The 16,410-nt window shown below is 58.7% G+C and carries 11 protein-coding genes and 2 rRNA genes; 5 read left to right on the plus strand and 8 right to left on the minus strand.

Going from position 1 to position 16,410, the window contains the following annotated elements; translation table 11 throughout:
• Positions 1 to 35: 35 nt before the first annotated feature.
• Together rrf (P5706_RS00425) and rrf (P5706_RS00430) are read left to right on the plus strand one after the other, a co-directional pair.
• A 5S ribosomal RNA gene (rrf, locus tag P5706_RS00425) occupies positions 36 to 151 on the plus strand.
• 109 nt (positions 152 to 260) lie between these two features.
• Positions 261 to 376: ribosomal RNA gene (gene rrf, locus P5706_RS00430) — 5S ribosomal RNA — on the plus strand.
• A 180-nt stretch (positions 377 to 556) separates the two neighbouring features.
• Here the strand turns inward: rrf (P5706_RS00430) and P5706_RS00435 are convergent.
• The 3 genes from P5706_RS00435 to P5706_RS00445 all read right to left on the minus strand — a co-directional run bounded on the left by P5706_RS00435 (position 557) and on the right by P5706_RS00445 (position 4,642).
• Positions 557 to 3,052, minus strand: a complete 2,496-nt coding sequence (locus tag P5706_RS00435; protein WP_285678286.1) for a TonB-dependent siderophore receptor — start codon at positions 3,050 to 3,052, stop codon at positions 557 to 559.
• Between the two features lie 94 nt (positions 3,053 to 3,146).
• Positions 3,147 to 4,121 (minus strand): FecR domain-containing protein, encoded by a 975-nt coding sequence (locus tag P5706_RS00440; RefSeq protein ID WP_285678287.1) that lies wholly within the window; start codon positions 4,119 to 4,121, stop codon positions 3,147 to 3,149.
• A 5-nt stretch (positions 4,122 to 4,126) separates the two neighbouring features.
• Positions 4,127 to 4,642 carry a sigma-70 family RNA polymerase sigma factor gene (locus P5706_RS00445; RefSeq protein WP_200434364.1) on the minus strand — a complete coding sequence of 172 codons (516 nt, stop codon included), beginning with the start codon at positions 4,640 to 4,642 and terminating at the stop codon, positions 4,127 to 4,129.
• Positions 4,643 to 4,921: 279 nt separating this feature from the next.
• Here P5706_RS00445 and P5706_RS00450 point away from each other — a divergent pair, with 279 nt between their 5' ends.
• Positions 4,922 to 6,802, plus strand: coding sequence for a methyl-accepting chemotaxis protein (locus P5706_RS00450; protein WP_200434363.1), 1,881 nt, complete (start codon positions 4,922 to 4,924; stop codon positions 6,800 to 6,802).
• Positions 6,803 to 6,840: 38 nt separating this feature from the next.
• Here P5706_RS00450 and P5706_RS00455 read toward each other — a convergent pair whose 3' ends face one another.
• From P5706_RS00455 to P5706_RS00475, 5 genes are all read right to left on the minus strand, one after another.
• A complete protein-coding gene (locus P5706_RS00455) occupies positions 6,841 to 7,299 on the minus strand; it encodes an SRPBCC family protein (RefSeq protein ID WP_200434362.1) in 459 nt (152 codons plus the stop codon).
• A gap of 18 nt (positions 7,300 to 7,317) precedes the next feature.
• Positions 7,318 to 10,692: an amino acid adenylation domain-containing protein gene (locus P5706_RS00460; protein WP_285678288.1), complete on the minus strand. Its 3,375-nt coding sequence runs from the start codon at positions 10,690 to 10,692 to the stop codon at positions 7,318 to 7,320.
• Positions 10,680 to 11,636 (minus strand): diiron oxygenase, encoded by a 957-nt coding sequence (locus tag P5706_RS00465; protein WP_200434360.1) that lies wholly within the window; start codon positions 11,634 to 11,636, stop codon positions 10,680 to 10,682. The genes P5706_RS00460 and P5706_RS00465 overlap by 13 nt, the downstream gene beginning before the upstream one ends.
• Complete coding sequence (locus P5706_RS00470; RefSeq protein WP_285678290.1) at positions 11,633 to 12,391, minus strand: DUF3050 domain-containing protein; 759 nt, start codon at positions 12,389 to 12,391, stop codon at positions 11,633 to 11,635. The genes P5706_RS00465 and P5706_RS00470 overlap by 4 nt, the downstream gene beginning before the upstream one ends.
• A gap of 375 nt (positions 12,392 to 12,766) precedes the next feature.
• Complete coding sequence (locus tag P5706_RS00475) at positions 12,767 to 13,477, minus strand: GntR family transcriptional regulator (protein WP_285678291.1); 711 nt, start codon at positions 13,475 to 13,477, stop codon at positions 12,767 to 12,769.
• Positions 13,478 to 13,726: 249 nt separating this feature from the next.
• Between P5706_RS00475 and lapG the strand changes: the two genes are divergently transcribed.
• Positions 13,727 to 14,419, plus strand: coding sequence for a cysteine protease LapG (lapG, locus tag P5706_RS00480; RefSeq protein ID WP_285678292.1), 693 nt, complete (start codon positions 13,727 to 13,729; stop codon positions 14,417 to 14,419).
• A gap of 14 nt (positions 14,420 to 14,433) precedes the next feature.
• Positions 14,434 to 16,380: a cyclic di-GMP receptor LapD gene (gene lapD / locus P5706_RS00485; RefSeq protein ID WP_200434356.1), complete on the plus strand. Its 1,947-nt coding sequence runs from the start codon at positions 14,434 to 14,436 to the stop codon at positions 16,378 to 16,380.
• Positions 16,381 to 16,410 lie beyond the last annotated feature (30 nt).

The following is a 16,410-nucleotide window of genomic DNA, read 5'->3' on the forward strand; positions in this document are numbered from 1 at the left end:
CGAAGCCGACTGGCTACGACTCAGTACCCGAATTTCTTGACGACCATAGAGCATTGGAACCACCTGATCCCATCCCGAACTCAGTAGTGAAACGATGCATCGCCGATGGTAGTGTGGGGTTTCCCCATGTGAGAGTAGGTCATCGTCAAGATTAAATTCCGAAACCCCTGATTGCTAACGCAATCAGGGGTTTTGTTTATGTAGAAGTCCATGAATTTCACCGGCACGTTGCAAGCGCAACGGACTGGTACACAGAATTTCTTGACGACCATAGAGCATTGGAACCACCTGATCCCATCCCGAACTCAGCAGTGAAACGATGCATCGCCGATGGTAGTGTGGGGTTTCCCCATGTGAGAGTAGGTCATCGTCAAGATTAAATTCCAAAACCCCTGTCTGCTAACGCAGACAGGGGTTTTGTCGTTTAGGGGGGATAATAATGCCCTGGCTGCAGACCGCCCACGTATACATCTGGGCCGGACAAAGGCACCTGACGACACCCACAAAAAAGCCGGCACCTGTAATCAGGTGCCGGCTTGTCAGAAGCTATAACGGATCAGAACTGATAGCTGACCGTCGCACTGACATTACGCTCTTCGCCCAGGTAGCAGAAGTTCAAGCTGGCACACGAAGCCACATAGCTCTCGTTGGTCAGGTTGTTGGCATTGAGCCTTACATCCACACCCTTCAAGCCGACCTTGCCCAGGTCGTACCCTACTGAAGCGTCAAACAACGTGTAGGCGGGCACCTTCATGGTGTTCTCGGCGTCCGCCCAGCTGTACCCCACATATCGCACCCCAGCGCCAAGTCGCAAGCCGTCCAGGGCTGTGCTATTAAATTTGTAGTCCGCCCATACCGACGCCATATGCCGAGGCGCCTGGGTTGGCGAGTTGCCTTTGTTTTCGATCAGATTGTCGGCGGAGCTTAAAGTACTCACCATCGACTTGGAGTATTTGATGTCGGTAAAGGTATAGCTGCCTAGAAGCTTCAGGTTATCGGTCAGTTGCACATGGGCTTCCAGCTCCAGCCCCTGGGAACGGACAGCGCCTACAGCACGATAGAAGTTTTCCTGCGGCAACTTGGTGGCCAGGTTCTCCTGGTCGATGCGAAACCACGATGCGGTAAACAGGTTGTCGGTTCCTGGCGGTTGATATTTCAAACCCGCCTCCCACTGTGTCCCGTTAGTCGGTGCCAGCGGGTTACCCGCACTGTCGGAATAGGAGTTCGGGTTGAAAGACTCCGAGTAGCTGACATACGGCGCCACGCCGTTATCAAACAGGTACAACGCCCCCGCCCGACCCGTCAGTTTGGTACGTTTGTCGCTGATCTGCGTACCCACAGGTCGACCCGCTTCAGCGATGCGGTTTTCATCCGACGTCTCTACCCAGTCCTGGCGCAGTCCCAGGGAGAATCGCCATTTATCCATTTCAATCAGGTCTTGAAGATAAACGCCTGTCTGCTCCAGTCGTCGCAGATAACTGGTCAGGTTGGCATTGCTGATCGCCGAATTGCCATAGACCGGGTTAAACGCGTTGATCGGTTGCAGTGAACCACTGGTCCAGTCCACCACTGTTTTACGCCGCTGATAATCCGCGCCCATCAGCACCGTATGTTTGGTTGCTCCGGTAAAAAATTCCGCCTGCAGCATATTGTCGATAATGAACGCATGCAGCTTTTCATCACCGCCGGAGTAATAGCGGTTCAGCTCATTGCTGGTTGGTGTGGTCCAGCCATAGGCATACACCTGGTCCAGCTTCACCTTGGAGTCGAGATAGCGGAAGTTTTGTCGCGCAGTAAATACATCGTTGAAGCGATGTTCGAACTGATAGCCAAACGACTGCTGGTCACGCTTGTACCCATCTACCCCCGGCTCGCCTTCGAAAAAGTGATTGGAGATACGCTGGCCATTGCGCTGGTGCAGTGCGCCGTCCGCCGGCATACCACCGTGATAACCACCCTCAGGGTCGTGCTGCAAATAGGCTTGCAGCGTCAGCGAAGTGTCTTCGGTAAAGTCGATGCTCACTGTCGGCGCCAGTGCGTAGCGTTTTTCTTTGGCATGGTCGAATTGTGTGTCGGACTTATCCGCCAGCCCGGTCAGCCGATAGGCAACGCGCTTGTCATCGTCCACCGGCCCGCTGAGATCAAAACCCATCCCGCGTTGCCCGTTGCTGCCGACTGTCGCTTGCACTTGATGGTAGGGCTCGTACAGCGGCTTCTTACTGGTCAGTGCAACCAGACCTCCAGGCGAGCTGCGCCCGTACAGCACAGAAGACGGCCCCTTAAGAATGTCCACGCGTTCAAGAAAGTACGGGTCCACCTGCATGGTGCTGTAAGTACCGCTGTCCCCCATGGACTTCAAGCCATCCAGGTAGATGTTGTCGACCGAGCCATCGTTGAAGCCGCGCATCGCCACATAGTCATAGCGATGGGTTGCGCCATAGGGGTTGGTCAGCACGCCAGGGGTGTAACGCATGGCTTGTGCCACGGTCTGAGAGCCCTGGTCGTCCATCTGCTCACGCGTCACTACGGAGACGGTTTGCGAGGTTTCCAGCAGTGCGGCACTGGTCTTCGTTGCGATCTGGCTGTGCGTCGCGTTGTAGCCGTCCATGCTGCCCAGCGCATTACCCAGGGCGAAGCCTTTGATGTCGGTGGTGGGCAACGTCAGCGTGCTGTTATGCGGCAGCGACTGCAAGACGAAGCTGGTGCCGTCCTGTGACGCAGCCTGCAATCCCGAGCCATCAAGCAGATGATTCAGGCCCTGCTCAGCGGAGTACTCACCGCGCAGCCCTGGCGACTCCAGGCCCTGAGTCTGCGCTGGCGTGCTGGCAAGCGTAATACCCGCCTGGCGGGCGAACTGATTGAGCGCGTCGCTCAGCGAGCCGGCAGGGATGTCGTAGCGCTGATGAATGCGCTCGCTGCCCGCTTGCGCAGCCATGCCAACCAGCGGAACCGCGCCCATGCCCATTGCCGTCGACAGTAATGCTACGCGTATGGCCTTGGCCAAAAGAGGGTAGGAGGAGTCTGGTGAATCGTTGAGAAAACGCACAGTCATGATCAAGGTCCGTAGAGGCCAGTAAGGCAGATAAAGAGGCTTACTGTCTAAGCCGGACTCCCGGAAAAAAGCCGCCAAAAAAACCTGAAAAAAGTCAGGCCAGACGTTCCAGGCTCACCCACCAACGTGTGCGATAGCGCACTTGAACGGGCAGTGTTTGCGCAACGATCGCCAGCAACTTGTCGGTGTCTTCCAAGCGGAAAACCCCTGATAGCCGCAAGTCGCCGATAGCCGCCGCACAGCCCAGGTAACCCTGGCGGTAGCGCCCCACTTCCGACACAAAGTCAGCCAGGCGCATGTCTCGCGTCACAATCAGCCCATCGGCCCAGGCGCCCATGTCCATGGTCAGCGGCGCAGACAGCGCGGCGTGCGTCTGGCTGATCAGATAGGTTTCCCCTGTGTGTACTTGCGTCGCCAAGCCATCGGCCGTATGCGGTGAATGGATAGCTACATTGCCGCTGACCACGCTCAAGCGTGTGCAATCGTTGTCTTGGCGCACGCTAAAGTGCCCATCGATGCCTTCGAGCAAGCCGTGTCGAGTGTGTACCAGCAAAGGCTCTGAACAGGGCGAGCCGCAGGTCACCAGAATTTCCCCGCGCAGCAAGGTGATCAGGCGCTGCTGCGCATTGAAGGCGAGGTTCACCGCACTGTCGGTGTTGAGTTGCAGGCGTGTGCCGTCGGGTAATTGCACGCTGCGCCGCTCGCCGGTAGCGGTCGCGAAATCGGACGTCCAACGCTGCCAGCCGGTCATGTCCCGGCTTATCCACGCCGCCGACCCGACCAACACAACACCAGACAATACCTTCAGTGCCCGTCGTCGGCCCAAGCCTTGTGCGACGTTTTCCAGTGCCGCATGCGCCCCAGGAATCGCCGCCATCTGGCTGTTCAATTCCCGTTGTAACGCCTGTACCCGTTGCCAAGCCAATTCATGGTCATGGTGAGCTTCACGCCAATGCTCACATTGCGCATGCAAGCGCTCATTCGCACGGTTGTTACGCAGGCGTAGCGCCCAACTGATCGCCTGTTTGACCACCTGCGGGTCTGGCCCGGAGCGCGCGGTGTTATCCATGGGCGTCAGGTTTCATAGCGCAGGACATAACAGTGATACAGCCCTTCAGCGATGTACCGCTCTACCGAGCGCAGCGACACGCCCATCTGCTGTGAGATCTGGTGGTGAGTCAGGCCATCGCACTGCGCCAGTAAAAATGCCTTACGCACCTTGGGCTTTAACCCGTCCAATAGACGGGCGACGTCCTCCAGTAGCTCCAACACCAACGCACGCGCTTCGGCGCTGGGTGCCAGCGCTTGCGGCAAGTGGGCGATGGACTCCAGGTAGGCCCGTTGGATTTCTTCGCGGCGCCAATGATCAATCACCAGGCCCCGGGCAATGGTGCGCAAAAAAGCACGCGGCGCCTTGAGCTCAAAGCGTTCGGTTTTTTGCAGCAGGCGCACGAACGTATCCTGCGCCAGGTCCGCAGCATCGGCGGCATTGCCCAAGCGACTGCGCAGCCAGGTGTTGAGCCAGTTGTGGTGGGTGCTGTAAAGCGTGTGTACAACACTTTCGCACGCAATGTAGTCAGTAGAGGGCATTCACACAGGCCTGGCCAAACGTTACAAATGATAATTAGTCGCATTGTCGGGGAGGCAGGAAAAATTTGCAACGCCGAACCCTGAGCGTCTACCGCTGGTCGGTTTCCTACTCAAAATAAGGATGCTTCTCACAAACTTCTAAGATTTCTCTTGGCGTGGCCGAAAGCCTGACGAGCCATGCGTGCACCGAAATAGAGCGGCCGTAGAGTCCGCCTATCCCGTTACATGGAATGTTCCACTCGGCACGCTCACCCCCCTTTGGCAAAAGAAGTCGATGAAATGAATCTCAAGTTCAGTCATAAAATTCTACTGGCCGCGTCAGGCGTCGTGGTTCTGGCCTTCGCGCTATTTACCCTCTACAACGATTACCTGCAGCGCAGCACCATCACACAAAACCTTGAGTCGTCTATCCAACAGTCGGGCGAACTCACGGCCAGCAGCGTGCAGAATTGGCTCAGTGGCCGCATCCTGGTCCTCGAAAGCCTGGCGCAAAACGTTGCTCACCAAGGCAGCGCTGCCGACCTGCCGGGGCTGGTCGACCAACCCGCGTTCACCTCGAACTTCCAGTTCACCTATGTCGGCCAAACCAACGGTGTATTCACCCAGCGCCCTGACGCCAAGATGCCCGACGATTACGACCCTCGTCAGCGCCCTTGGTACAAGCAAGCAGTAGCCGCCGATAAAACCATGCTGACTCCGCCATATATGGCGGCCGTTGGCGGGCAAATCGTGACCATTGCCCTGCCGGTCAAAAAGAACGGCGAACTGCTCGGTGTAGTGGGCGGTGACCTGAGTCTGCAAACGCTGGTGAAAATCATCAACTCGGTGGATTTCGGCGGTATTGGCCATGCGTTCCTGGTCAGCGCCGATGGCCAGGTCATCGTCAGTCCCGACCAGGACCAAGTGATGAAGAACCTCAAGGATATCTACCCTGGCACCAGCCTGCGTATCGAGAAGGTCAGCCAGGACGTTGTGCTCAACGGCCAGGACCGTATTCTGTCATTTACCCCGATCAGCGGTTTGCCGGGGGCGGATTGGTACATTGGCCTGTCGATCGACAAAGACAAAGCCTACGCTCCACTGAGTAAATTCCGTACATCGGCACTGATCGCCATGTTGATCGCCGTAGTGGCCATCGCCGTACTGCTCAGCCTGCTGATTCAAGTGCTGTTGCGCCCGCTGACCACCATGGGCGTGGCCATGCAGGACATCGCCCAGGGCGAAGGCGATTTGACCCGCCGCCTGGACGTGACCAGCAAAGATGAGTTCGGCGAAGTGGGCAGTGCGTTCAACCAGTTCGTCGAACGTATCCACGCTTCTATCTCCGAAGTGTCTTCGGCTACGCGTCAGGTGCACGACCTGTCCCAGCGCGTCATGGCGTCCTCCAACGCTTCTATCATCGGCTCAGACGAGCAAAGCGCGCGCACCAACAGTGTGGCAGCCGCCATCAACGAACTGGGCGCCGCCACCCAGGAAATCGCCCGCAACGCAGCCGATGCGTCGCAGCATGCCAGCGGTGCCAGCGAGCAAGCGGATGACGGGCGCAAGGTGGTGGAGCAAACCATCCTGGCCATGTCGGAACTGTCGCAAAAGATCAGCTTGTCCTGCACGCAGATCGAAACCCTGAACGCCAGCACCGATAACATTGGGCACATCCTTGATGTGATCAAAGGCATCTCCCAGCAAACCAACTTGCTGGCGCTCAACGCGGCGATCGAGGCTGCGCGTGCCGGTGAAGCCGGGCGCGGGTTTGCTGTAGTGGCCGACGAAGTGCGCAACCTGGCGCACCGTACCCAGGAATCGGCCGAAGAGATCCACAAGATGATCACTTCGCTGCAAGTGGGCTCGCGTGAAGCGGTGACCACCATGAACGCCAGCCAGGTCTCCAGCGAAGAAAGCGTTGAAGTGGCCAACCAGGCGGGTGAGCGTCTGGTCAGCGTGACGCAGCGCATCGTCGAGATCGACGGCATGAACCAATCGGTTGCGGCGGCTACCGAAGAGCAGACCGCCGTGGTTGAAACCCTCAACGTTGATATCAATCAGATCAACCTGTTGAACCAGCAAGGTGTCGTCAACCTCAACGAAACGCTCAAGGACTGCGATGCGCTCTCGCAGCAGGCCAGTCGATTGAAGCAACTGGTCGACAGCTTCAAGATCTGATCCGGCTTGGCAGGAGCGAGGCTTCTCGCTCCTGCTGATCAGTCGAACATCCGGCGCACATTCTCCAAGGCGCTGTCGGCGAAAGCCTGCGCAAACTGCTCAAACTCCGCCTGCGTTGTATCGACCGGCTCGCCAATCAGCGTCCAGGTCGCCCTGGCCTGTTTGGCTCCAAGCGCCTCAACACGCATTGCGGCCCATAAGCGCGCGACACCCAAGGTGTTGTAGAGCGTGGTCCACGTCATGCACATCGCTGCGTCGTCACGGCTGTTGAGTTGCTCAACGACGCGGTGCCCATCATGGAAAAATTTGCTGCGTAATGCGCCTACGCCGGTTCCCGTCATTTCGATGTGCGACAGGGCAGGAATGAAGGCATCAAAGCCTGCAAAGTTTCCCACCACACTCCACAGGCGAGCGGCATCGCACGCGACGTCAACAGACGCTACCAGCGGTGCGCCATTCGGGTTACGGATCAATGTATCGGGTTGCAGCGGTTTCATAAGGAGTCCTGAAGCAGGTCAGAGAAAGCCAATGGCCTTGAGGTGGTCGCAGCCTTTGCGCAACAGCGCAGGGTCTTTGCGCGGGTACTGTTCGCCCATCGCTGCCACACCCAGGCGTGCGTTGTCGTGACTAATCATCGAGACGTCGCTGATGTCTTCCGCGAGGTCATCCAGGTAAAAACCCAGTACGCCAAACAGCGCGTTGTCCGGCCCCACCGTTGGCAGCCTCTCTTGCCACTGCGCGACGTTCACCCGTTCGAAAACATGGCCGGCCTGGCTGAATGCATCCAGGTAATGGTCCCAGCTCAAGGGCTGCGGGTTATGCAGGTTGAAGACGTTTCGCCGCGCGGCGAATTGGCCGCAGTGGAACGCGATGAAACGGGCCAGGAAATCTACCGGCATCAGGTCAAAGTTCACCTTCATGCGCGGCGCCAGGCCCAACTGCAGCGACCCCTTGAGCATCAACATCAGGCGGTTGTTTTGCGGCTGGCAAACCCCGTTGAGGCTGTTGAACGCAATATTCCCCGGTCGATGAATATTCACCCAGGCACCTTGCTCGACCGCACGCCCCAATAGCCGCTCGGCGACCCACTTGGAAAGGTTGTAGCCATTCTTGAGGTAGAGCGGCAACGTGGCCACAGCCGGTGTTTCGAGGATGTGACCCTGAGCGTCGATGCTGCTGCAGGCTGACAGCGTCGAGATAAAATTGAAGACTTTCTTGCTGTGGGTTTCACACAGGCGCAGGCACTCAAGCACCGGTTCGACGTTATCCCTGGCGAGTGAGGCATAGTCCAGCACATGGTTGACCCTGGCGGCGTTGTGTACCAACACACCATGGTTTCGGGCGAGGTGGTCATAGACATCGCAGGCCAGGCCCAGACGCGGCTGGCTCATGTCGGCGGCATAAACCTGCACACGGCTCAGGTCCAGATGCTCCAGGTGGTACTCGCGCAGTGCCTGGGCAAACCGCGCTGGCGCCGAGTGCCCTGGGCGTTCACGCACCAGGCATGCCACCTCCCGTGCACCCTGCGCCAACAACGCTTCGACCAGATGCACACCCACGAAGCTGTTTGCACCGGTGACGATCACCTTGCGCGGATCGCCAGCGGACGTCTCCGGCAGGACTTCTACCTTCAGCGCCTGGGACGCGTCCTTTTCCATCTGGCATGACGGTGTGTAGGACGGTGCGGCGTCTTCCATGAGCAAGGCGAGCGAACGAATCGTCGGTGCTTCAAAAAAACGGTTCAAAGAAAGGCTGCGGCCAAACTGTTCGCGCAAACGCAGCAGCAAGGTCGACAGCAAGATGGAATGGCCACCCAGATTGAAAAAACTCTCATCAATGCATAGATCAACGCCAGGCACGCCCAACAACTCGCTCCATAGCGTCACCAGTTGCGTTTGCAGCGGCGTTTGCGCCGAGGCGCGGGCGATACGCGGCGTCGCGTGCCCGAGCGCCGTCAGCAACGCCTGGCGGTCAATTTTGCCATTGCCGGTGCAGGGCATTTCCGGTAGCTCTGTCCAGCGCTCGGGTTGCATGTAAGCCGGTAACCATCGCTGCGCATGCTGCTTCAGATCCGCCACCGTTGCGTCGGCCTCGGGCTGGGCGACAAACCCTGAAATCCGGCGGTCACGGTCGATCACCACCGCCACTTGGCGAAACAGCCGACTGCTGCGCAGGCACTGTTCGATTTCCTGGGGTTCGACGCGAAAGCCCCTGATCTTCACCTGATCGTCCCGTCGTCCGCCCAGCTCGATACCGTCCGCCGTCCATTTTGCCCGGTCACCGCTGCGGTAGGCCCGCAGCGCTTGGCCGCCCGGCAAAGTAAGCTCAACGAATGGGTTGCCGTCGGGCGGCGTCGCGGTCACATACCCCAGCCCTACGCCGGGGCCGGTGATGTACAGATCGCCCATTACCTGCTCATCCACCGGTTGCAGCGCCTCATCAAGGATCAGCACCTGGCTGTTGGCGATGGGGCGGCCTACATTGCGATTGCTGTCACCGGGTTGCAACGTCCGATGGCTGACCAGCACTGTGGTCTCGGTTGGGCCGTAGAGGTTGTGCAACTGGCACTGGCCAGCCAGTCGTTCGATCACATACGGCTCGCAGGCATCGCCGCCGGTCAACAGATGGGTCAGGCCCAAGGGCTGATCCAACGGCAGGATGCTCAGCAGCGCCGGCGGCAAAAAACCATGGCTGAGGCGCTGTCGGCGAATCAACTCGACCAGTTGCTGAGGGTCACGCCGCTGCTCTTCGTTCGGGACGATCAACTCGGCACCGGCGATCAGGGCCGGGAAGATATCGATCAGTGATGAGTCGAAACTCAGCGGCGAAAACTGCAGGACGCGGCTGTGTTCGTCCAACCCCAGGCTGGCGCCGGCCCAACTGGTGAAATGCGCAAGGTTGCCCTGGCTGAGCCATATACCTTTTGGCTGGCCGGTGGTGCCCGAGGTGAACAGCACCATGCACGGTGCGTCGATGTCGGGGCGACGTTGTATCAATGGCTGCGTGATGTCGGCGTAGATCGAGTCAAATTTGCCGACATTCAGTGTCGTGAACTGCTCGCGCAAAGGGTGTCGGCCGTCCTCCAGCAATACCTTGGCGCCGCTGTGTTCCAGCATGGCCTGCTGGCGTTGCGGCGGATGATCCGGGGCCAGTGGCAGATACACCGCACCGCAACCGAGGACTGCGAGAATACTGGCATACAACTCGACGGACTTTTCCAGGCACACGCCAACCACCGGCCTCTCAACGCCTCCCAGTAGAGGATGCAGGCGTTGCTGGATCGACAGGGCGCGAAGCTGCAATTGGCGGTAAGTCAGCACGCTGCCCGCGATGTTCAGCGCCGGGCGCTCGGCAAAGGCGTGCAGGCTGGCCTGCAACCGTTCGATCATTGGCACCTGGGCAGCCTGCAACAATGCTGGCTGGTCGGTGCGATTGAACCGATGCGCAAACGCCAGGGCGTCCAGCCCGTGCAAGCTGTGTTCAGGCCAGGTGTTAGTGGTGCTGCCGGCGGCAAAAAAATCTGCGTCCCTTGAGAACCCGCTGACCAGCGTGGCTGCCCACTCCACGAGTGAGTTTGTCGCCTGCCGGCGCAATCGCTGGCCATTGCCGCTGGGCTCCTCGGCAACGTTATGTACCGCCAGCACCCGTTTGTCACGGTCGTAGCCGCGCACCTGCAGCGCGGGCAGCCCGCTTTCGCACTCCGGGCCGATACCCAGTCGCAGGCTTAACCACTGGCTTGCAACACAGTGGGTGAGCGGCACTTGGGTGCCGTCCTCGATGAACAGGTCGAAGGGTTGCGTGGCGCAGACGTGCCCGTATGCTTCGAGCGCTTGTTTCAGCGCAATCAGGGCATGGCTGGTGCCGGCCCATCCAATACTCAGACGCCGCATGTCTGCCTCCCCGATTCGGGCAGGTAGTCGCTCAACGCGCGGGCGACGCTTGGCGTGTGCAGCACGCCGCTGTGATGCAGGAACCCCATGATATTGCCGAGCAGCGGGTGCTGGCGGGTGATGGGGAAGTGCAGGGCCGTGATTTCGTCGCGCAGTGCCTGGCGGATGTCGGTGCCTACGTCCAGGTGCTCGACAAGCTGAAGGTCGAAGCCTTTGTGCAGCGTGTTGGTCAGGTAGTGGGTCAAGAAGGTCGGCAGGACTGCGGCGATGCTGTCGCGGTCTGCCGGGCTAGCCGCCTGCCAGTAGAGACGCACCAGCTGCGTCCAGAACTGGGCGTGGCGCCCCTCGTCAAACAAGTGGTCGGCCATCAAGCCGCGAATGGAAGGTTTGACGCTGTCGTCCTTGGCAAACGCCGCTACGTCGTGGGTGACGGTGTTCTCGGCGATGGCCACGCCAATCAACGCCACAGCGTCGTGCAGGTGTTGCGGGGCAAGCGCCTGGGCGGCCGGCAAGGCCCGGCTCAGTTCGATTTGCGTGGGTAGCTCCAGCGGTTCTATGCCAGTGAGTCCAATGGTCTGTTGCAGGAAGTCCAACGCGACCAGCGCGTGGTAATCCTCATCGACCACGACGGTCATCGCATCGATGCGACAGGCAAGGGGGAAGGGCAGTGCGAAGCGATTCTTGGCAATGCTGCGGGCGGTCTTGTCGACGATCTCGGTTTCGAAGATCACCACGTCGTTGATGAATTTGTAGAAGCTTTGCGTCAGCACGAAGTCGCGCCACTCTGAGCAGTGCTCAACAAAAGTTGCACTGAGCACCAAGGGTTGGCGGCAGACCGGAAAGATCAATCGATCGTCGTTCTCCAGCAATCGCCGAGGGCGTGTGCGGATGGTGGCGCGGCGTTCCCAATCTTCGGCAAACGCGCGGTAGTCTGAGGTGTTCATGGTCGCACCTCGTATAGCGAGGCGTGTACGTCGTCCCAGAAACCGAGGCGGTTATCTATGGCACTCAGGGCGGTGTCCTGCGCCTGGTGTCGGCGTGCCAGGTCGGCACCGATCAAGCGCTCCAGCAACTGCTCCGCGCCCGGGCCATGATCCTGTGTGTCCAGTTCGATGTGACGGCTGAGGTAGTGACAGAAAAGCGGTGCCTGACGCGCCATGAACACGTCGCCTTGCAGAATGCGTTCGAACATCGACGGGATGACGCTCTCGCGACCATGCAGGAAAGCCGCCGCTACACAGTGGGTGGGTGCGTTAAGAGCGATCTGCAATGTGCTGCTGACAAAGCGCGCGACGCCAGGGCGCACATTGATCATTCGCATCGCCGTGTTTGCCTCGACGCCTTCGCGCTGCAGTTCAATGAAACGCAGGATGGGCGTGGTGTCAGCACCGGTTTCGGCCATCGCCTCCAGGTACAGCTCGAAGTGACTGCAGTGGCCACGTGCTGGATGTTCGTCTGACTCTTCGCCAAGCACGATTTCATTGATCAAGCGTGCGCTTTGCGGGTCAGCGGGCGGCAGCCAGGGTAGCTGCGTGCCCGTCAGGTCTTGCTGCAGGCGTTTAGCCAGGCTCATGAAGTCCCAAACGGCAAATACATGTTGTTCCATAAAAAGTTGTAACTTGTTAAGTGAAGTTATTTCTGCAAATAACGGATGACTGCATAGTTGTAGTTTTTTTTGTTCAAGCAAAAGTTGATGCATGGTTGACGCCTATAAGTTGTTGCGACTGCTTTGAAAACAGTGATGGGTTTTGTAATGGAAAGCGGATGGCCGGCGTTACGCCAAGCCACGCGTACAGCGCTAACCTGACATAGGTTTGCACTGCCGAGTGAAGTGTTCTTTTATGGGTGAACAATAATAATCTGATTAAACGTTTGGATAAACTGATGAAAGTATTAGATGGTTTTACCAGAAGAAGTTGGTCGTAAGTTAGTGGCGTTAAGGTCGGTGAGAAGTTTCGTTGGTAAGTGCAGGCTTATTGAAGAATCCCAGCGCGTCGTGGCGTAAACGTGGGGCACTTCCCGAGAAGAAAGATGCCCCATACCGTCAACTGGCAAGAAAGGGAGGTGTAAACCCTTACTGTGCGTTTTGCTTCGCAGCGTCCTCAAGGCTATTGAGGTAGGTATTAATGACCTCCATGCCGCGCATCAAGTGATTGCGTAGCGTCAGGATGCTCTCGTCGACTTTCTTGTGCACCACCAGGTTCAGCAATTCACGGTGATCTTCCTGGGACGTCTCGCCCAGGCCCATTGCCTCGAGGTTGAAGCGCAGAAAACGTTCCTCCTCATTCAAGCCGTGTTCAACCAGTTTGAGCAACCGCTGGTTGGGCGCCTTGCCATACAGCGCCATGTGGAACAGACGGTTGAGCCGGCCAATCTCGGCATAGTCACGCTCGCGTTCCAACGCAATGATGCAGGCTTCAGCTTCGGCAATGTCTGCGTCGGTGAGCAACGGAATCGACAGGCGTAGCGCTTCGGACTCCAGCAATATGCGCAAGGCATAGGTCTCGGCCGAATTGTCCTCGATCAACGGCGCAACCACGGCGCCTTTGTGGGTTACCACGTGGAGCAAGGACTGGGCTTCCAGCTGGCGCAAGGCTTCGCGCACGGGCATACGGCTGACGCCGAACAGGCTGGCCAATTCTTGCTGGCGCATCGCGGTACCACAGGGCAACCTGCCGTCGAGAATGGCATTGCGCAACGTTTCTTCAATAACGGCGCGTGCAAGATGGGCGGGAATAGGCCCGCTGATTTTGATGCTGCTTAAAGGGTTCGGCTTCTGCGTCACGGTTACGCTATCCTCCTTTCTTGAATGGAGTGTGTTTAATTGGATCCAAAGCACACTAGAGATGGGTCGCGCGCTTGTCAAACAGCCAAAGTTTCAGTTTGTAAGGGCTTACAGGCGGTACTTTGTGCGTCCCACAAGCGGCGTTTATAAACTCGAACCGCTTATGAATGATTGCACTGTGCCATTGTTTTTTGTTGATTGAAGCTTCACCATCCCTGAAATTCCGTTTCTCTTCACGGACTGAACGCCTTGGCGGTAAGTTTTATTCCCTCTCGAATTGTCGGCTGGCTACTTTCAGCGACTTTGCTCGCTGGCCTGATGCTCGGCGGGCTGCATGCCGATTGGGATTTCTCGCAGATCAGCCGCAAAGCCACGGCTCTGTACGGGCCGCTCGGCGAGGGCCAACAACGCATCGACGCCTGGCAGCGCCTGTTGGCGACTGAAAAGAAGGTCGACGAACAGGAGCAGCTCAAGGTCGTCAACCTGTTCTTCAACAAGCAAATGAGCTACGTAGAAGACATCGACCTCTGGCACGTGGTCGACTATTGGGAAACCCCCATCGAAGCGCTGTGGAAAGGTGCGGGAGATTGCGAGGACTACGCAATCGCCAAGTATTTCAGCCTGCGTCACCTGGGCGTCTCCAGCGACAAATTGCGCATTACTTACGTTAAGGCTTTGCGTCAGAATCGCGCGCACATGGTGCTGACTTATTATCCGACCCCCGACGCCATCCCGCTGGTGCTCGACAGCCTGATGGACGAGATCCTGCCGGCTACCCGTCGTACCGACCTGGTGCCGGTGTACTCATTCAACGCCGAGGGCTTGTACCTGCCGGGCGCCACGGGCAACAAGAGAGTCGGTGATACCAAACGCTTGTCGCGTTGGCAGGATGTGTTGAAAAAAATGCGTGCGGAAGGCTTCCCGGCCGAGCCTGCCAACTAGGAGTAACTGATCGGATGTCACTGTTCAAACAACTATTGATCGCAATCTGTCTGTTCCTGGTGGTCGCCTTCAGCGGCAGCTTCATGGTCAGCCTGGAAAGCTCGCGCACCCAATACGTCAACCAGTTGCGCTCGCATGCACAGGACGCGGCTACTGCGCTGGCGTTGTCGCTGACACCGAATATCGACGACCCGGCGATGGTGGAGTTGCTGGTCAGCTCGATTTTTGACAGTGGCTATTACGCCAGCATCCGCGTGGTGGACTTGGCCACCGACAAAACCATCGTCGAGCGCAGCGGCATTCCGGACAACAACGGCGTGCCCAACTGGTTCGTCAAACTGATCGGCCTGGAGCCGGCCGGCGGCGATGCGCTGGTCAACCGTGGTTGGGAGCAGGCGGCGCGCGTAGAGGTGGTCAGCCACCCGATGTTTGCCCTGGCCAAGCTCTGGCAAAGCGCCTTGGGCAGCCTGGGCTGGTTGCTGCTGTGCGGTGCGGTGAGTGCGGTGCTGGGTGCGTTGCTGCTGCGTCGGCAGTTGAAGCCGCTGGACTACATGGTCAAGCAGTCCCACGCCATCGCCCGCCGCGAGTTCCTCAGCCTGCCTGATCTGCCACGCACGCCGGAACTGCGGCGCGTGGTGCAGGCCATGAACCAGATGGTGGAGAAGCTTAAGGCGCTGTTTCAGGAGCAGGCCGAGCGCAGTGAAAAATTGCGCATCGAGTCCTACCAGGACAACCTCACCGGCCTTGCCAACCGGCGTTATTTCGAGATGCAGCTCAACGCCCGCGTGAGTAACCCGGAAGACACCAACTCCGGTTACCTGCTGCTATTGCGGGTCAAGGACCTGGCTGGCCTTAACCAGCGTCTGGGTGGCCAGCGTACCGACCAGTTACTGCAAGCGGTCGGCGAACAGTTGTTGCGCCAGTGCGAGCCTTACCCGGAAACCCACAACCTCGTTACCCGTATCCGTGGTGGTGAGTTCGCGGTGCTGGCGCCCGGGCTGGTGCGTGAAGAAGCGCTGCAATTGGCGCAGAACCTCGAAAGCACCCTGCTCAGCTTGCAGGCCACCAGTGCCAGCGACGTCACGCCGGTGGCCTACATTGGCCTTGCGCCATTCAACCACGGTGATTCGCCCCAGGCATTGTTGACCTTGGCTGACCAGGCTCTGGCCCAGGCCGAAGGGCAGGGCGACAGCAGTTGGGTGTGCCTGGACCACAGCGCCGCCGCCAGTGTCGGTGACGATCACCATGCCTGGCACACACTGCTGGACCAAGCCCTTACCAACCAGCGTTTTGAGCTGTACTTCCAGCCGGTCGTCGCCAGCCAGGACCCCCAATTGGTGCTGCACTACAAAGTACTGTCGCGTTTGCAGGATGACGACGGCCACACCATCCCGGCCGGGCGTTTCCTGCCGTGGCTTGAGCGTTTCGGCTGGACTGCACGTCTGGACCGACTGATGCTCGAGCACGTGCTCAAGCAGATGGCCAGTCATACACACAGCCTGGCGCTGAACCTCTCGGCCGCCACCTTGCAGGACGCCCAGGCGCTGAACCGGATTGTCGAGTTGCTGCGCCAGCACAGCAACCTCGGCCCGCGCCTGACCCTGGAAATCGGCGAAGAACAATTGCCCGAACAGGCTCTGCTGGAGCAGTTGACCCAGCGCCTGCGCGAGTTGGGCTTCTCCCTCAGCCTGCAGCGTTTTGGTGGGCGCTTCAGCATGATCGGCAACCTGGCGCGCCTGGGCCTGGCGTACCTGAAGATCGACGGCAGCTACATCCGTGCCATCGACCAGGAAAGCGACAAGCGCCTGTTCATCGAAGCGATCCAGCGCGCGGCCCACAGCATCGACTTGCCGTTGATTGCCGAGCGCGTGGAGACCGAAGGTGAATTGAAGGTAATTCGCGAAATGGGGATTTTCGGCGTGCAGGGGCAGTTATTTGGCGAGCCTGCGCCCTGGAAGTGATGCAAATCCAGGTTGAAGGTTGGCTTGTTG

This window comes from Pseudomonas sp. ChxA (genome assembly GCF_030263855.1).
Taxonomy (GTDB): domain Bacteria; phylum Pseudomonadota; class Gammaproteobacteria; order Pseudomonadales; family Pseudomonadaceae; genus Aquipseudomonas; species Aquipseudomonas fluorescens_CB.

What these genes read in the sequence shown, in the direction of transcription:
- P5706_RS00435 (WP_285678286.1), bottom strand. Translation starts at nt 3,052, where the DNA reads ATGACTGTGCGTTTTCTCAACGATTCACCAGACTCCTCCTACCCTCTT.
- P5706_RS00440 (WP_285678287.1), bottom strand. Translation starts at nt 4,121, where the DNA reads ATGGATAACACCGCGCGCTCCGGGCCAGACCCGCAGGTGGTCAAACAG.
- P5706_RS00445 (WP_200434364.1), bottom strand. Translation starts at nt 4,642, where the DNA reads ATGCCCTCTACTGACTACATTGCGTGCGAAAGTGTTGTACACACGCTT.
- P5706_RS00450 (WP_200434363.1), top strand. Translation starts at nt 4,922, where the DNA reads ATGAATCTCAAGTTCAGTCATAAAATTCTACTGGCCGCGTCAGGCGTC.
- P5706_RS00455 (WP_200434362.1), bottom strand. Translation starts at nt 7,299, where the DNA reads ATGAAACCGCTGCAACCCGATACATTGATCCGTAACCCGAATGGCGCA.
- P5706_RS00460 (WP_285678288.1), bottom strand. Translation starts at nt 10,692, where the DNA reads ATGCGGCGTCTGAGTATTGGATGGGCCGGCACCAGCCATGCCCTGATT.
- P5706_RS00465 (WP_200434360.1), bottom strand. Translation starts at nt 11,636, where the DNA reads ATGAACACCTCAGACTACCGCGCGTTTGCCGAAGATTGGGAACGCCGC.
- P5706_RS00470 (WP_285678290.1), bottom strand. Translation starts at nt 12,391, where the DNA reads ATGCATCAACTTTTGCTTGAACAAAAAAAACTACAACTATGCAGTCAT.
- lapD (WP_200434356.1), top strand. Translation starts at nt 14,434, where the DNA reads ATGTCACTGTTCAAACAACTATTGATCGCAATCTGTCTGTTCCTGGTG.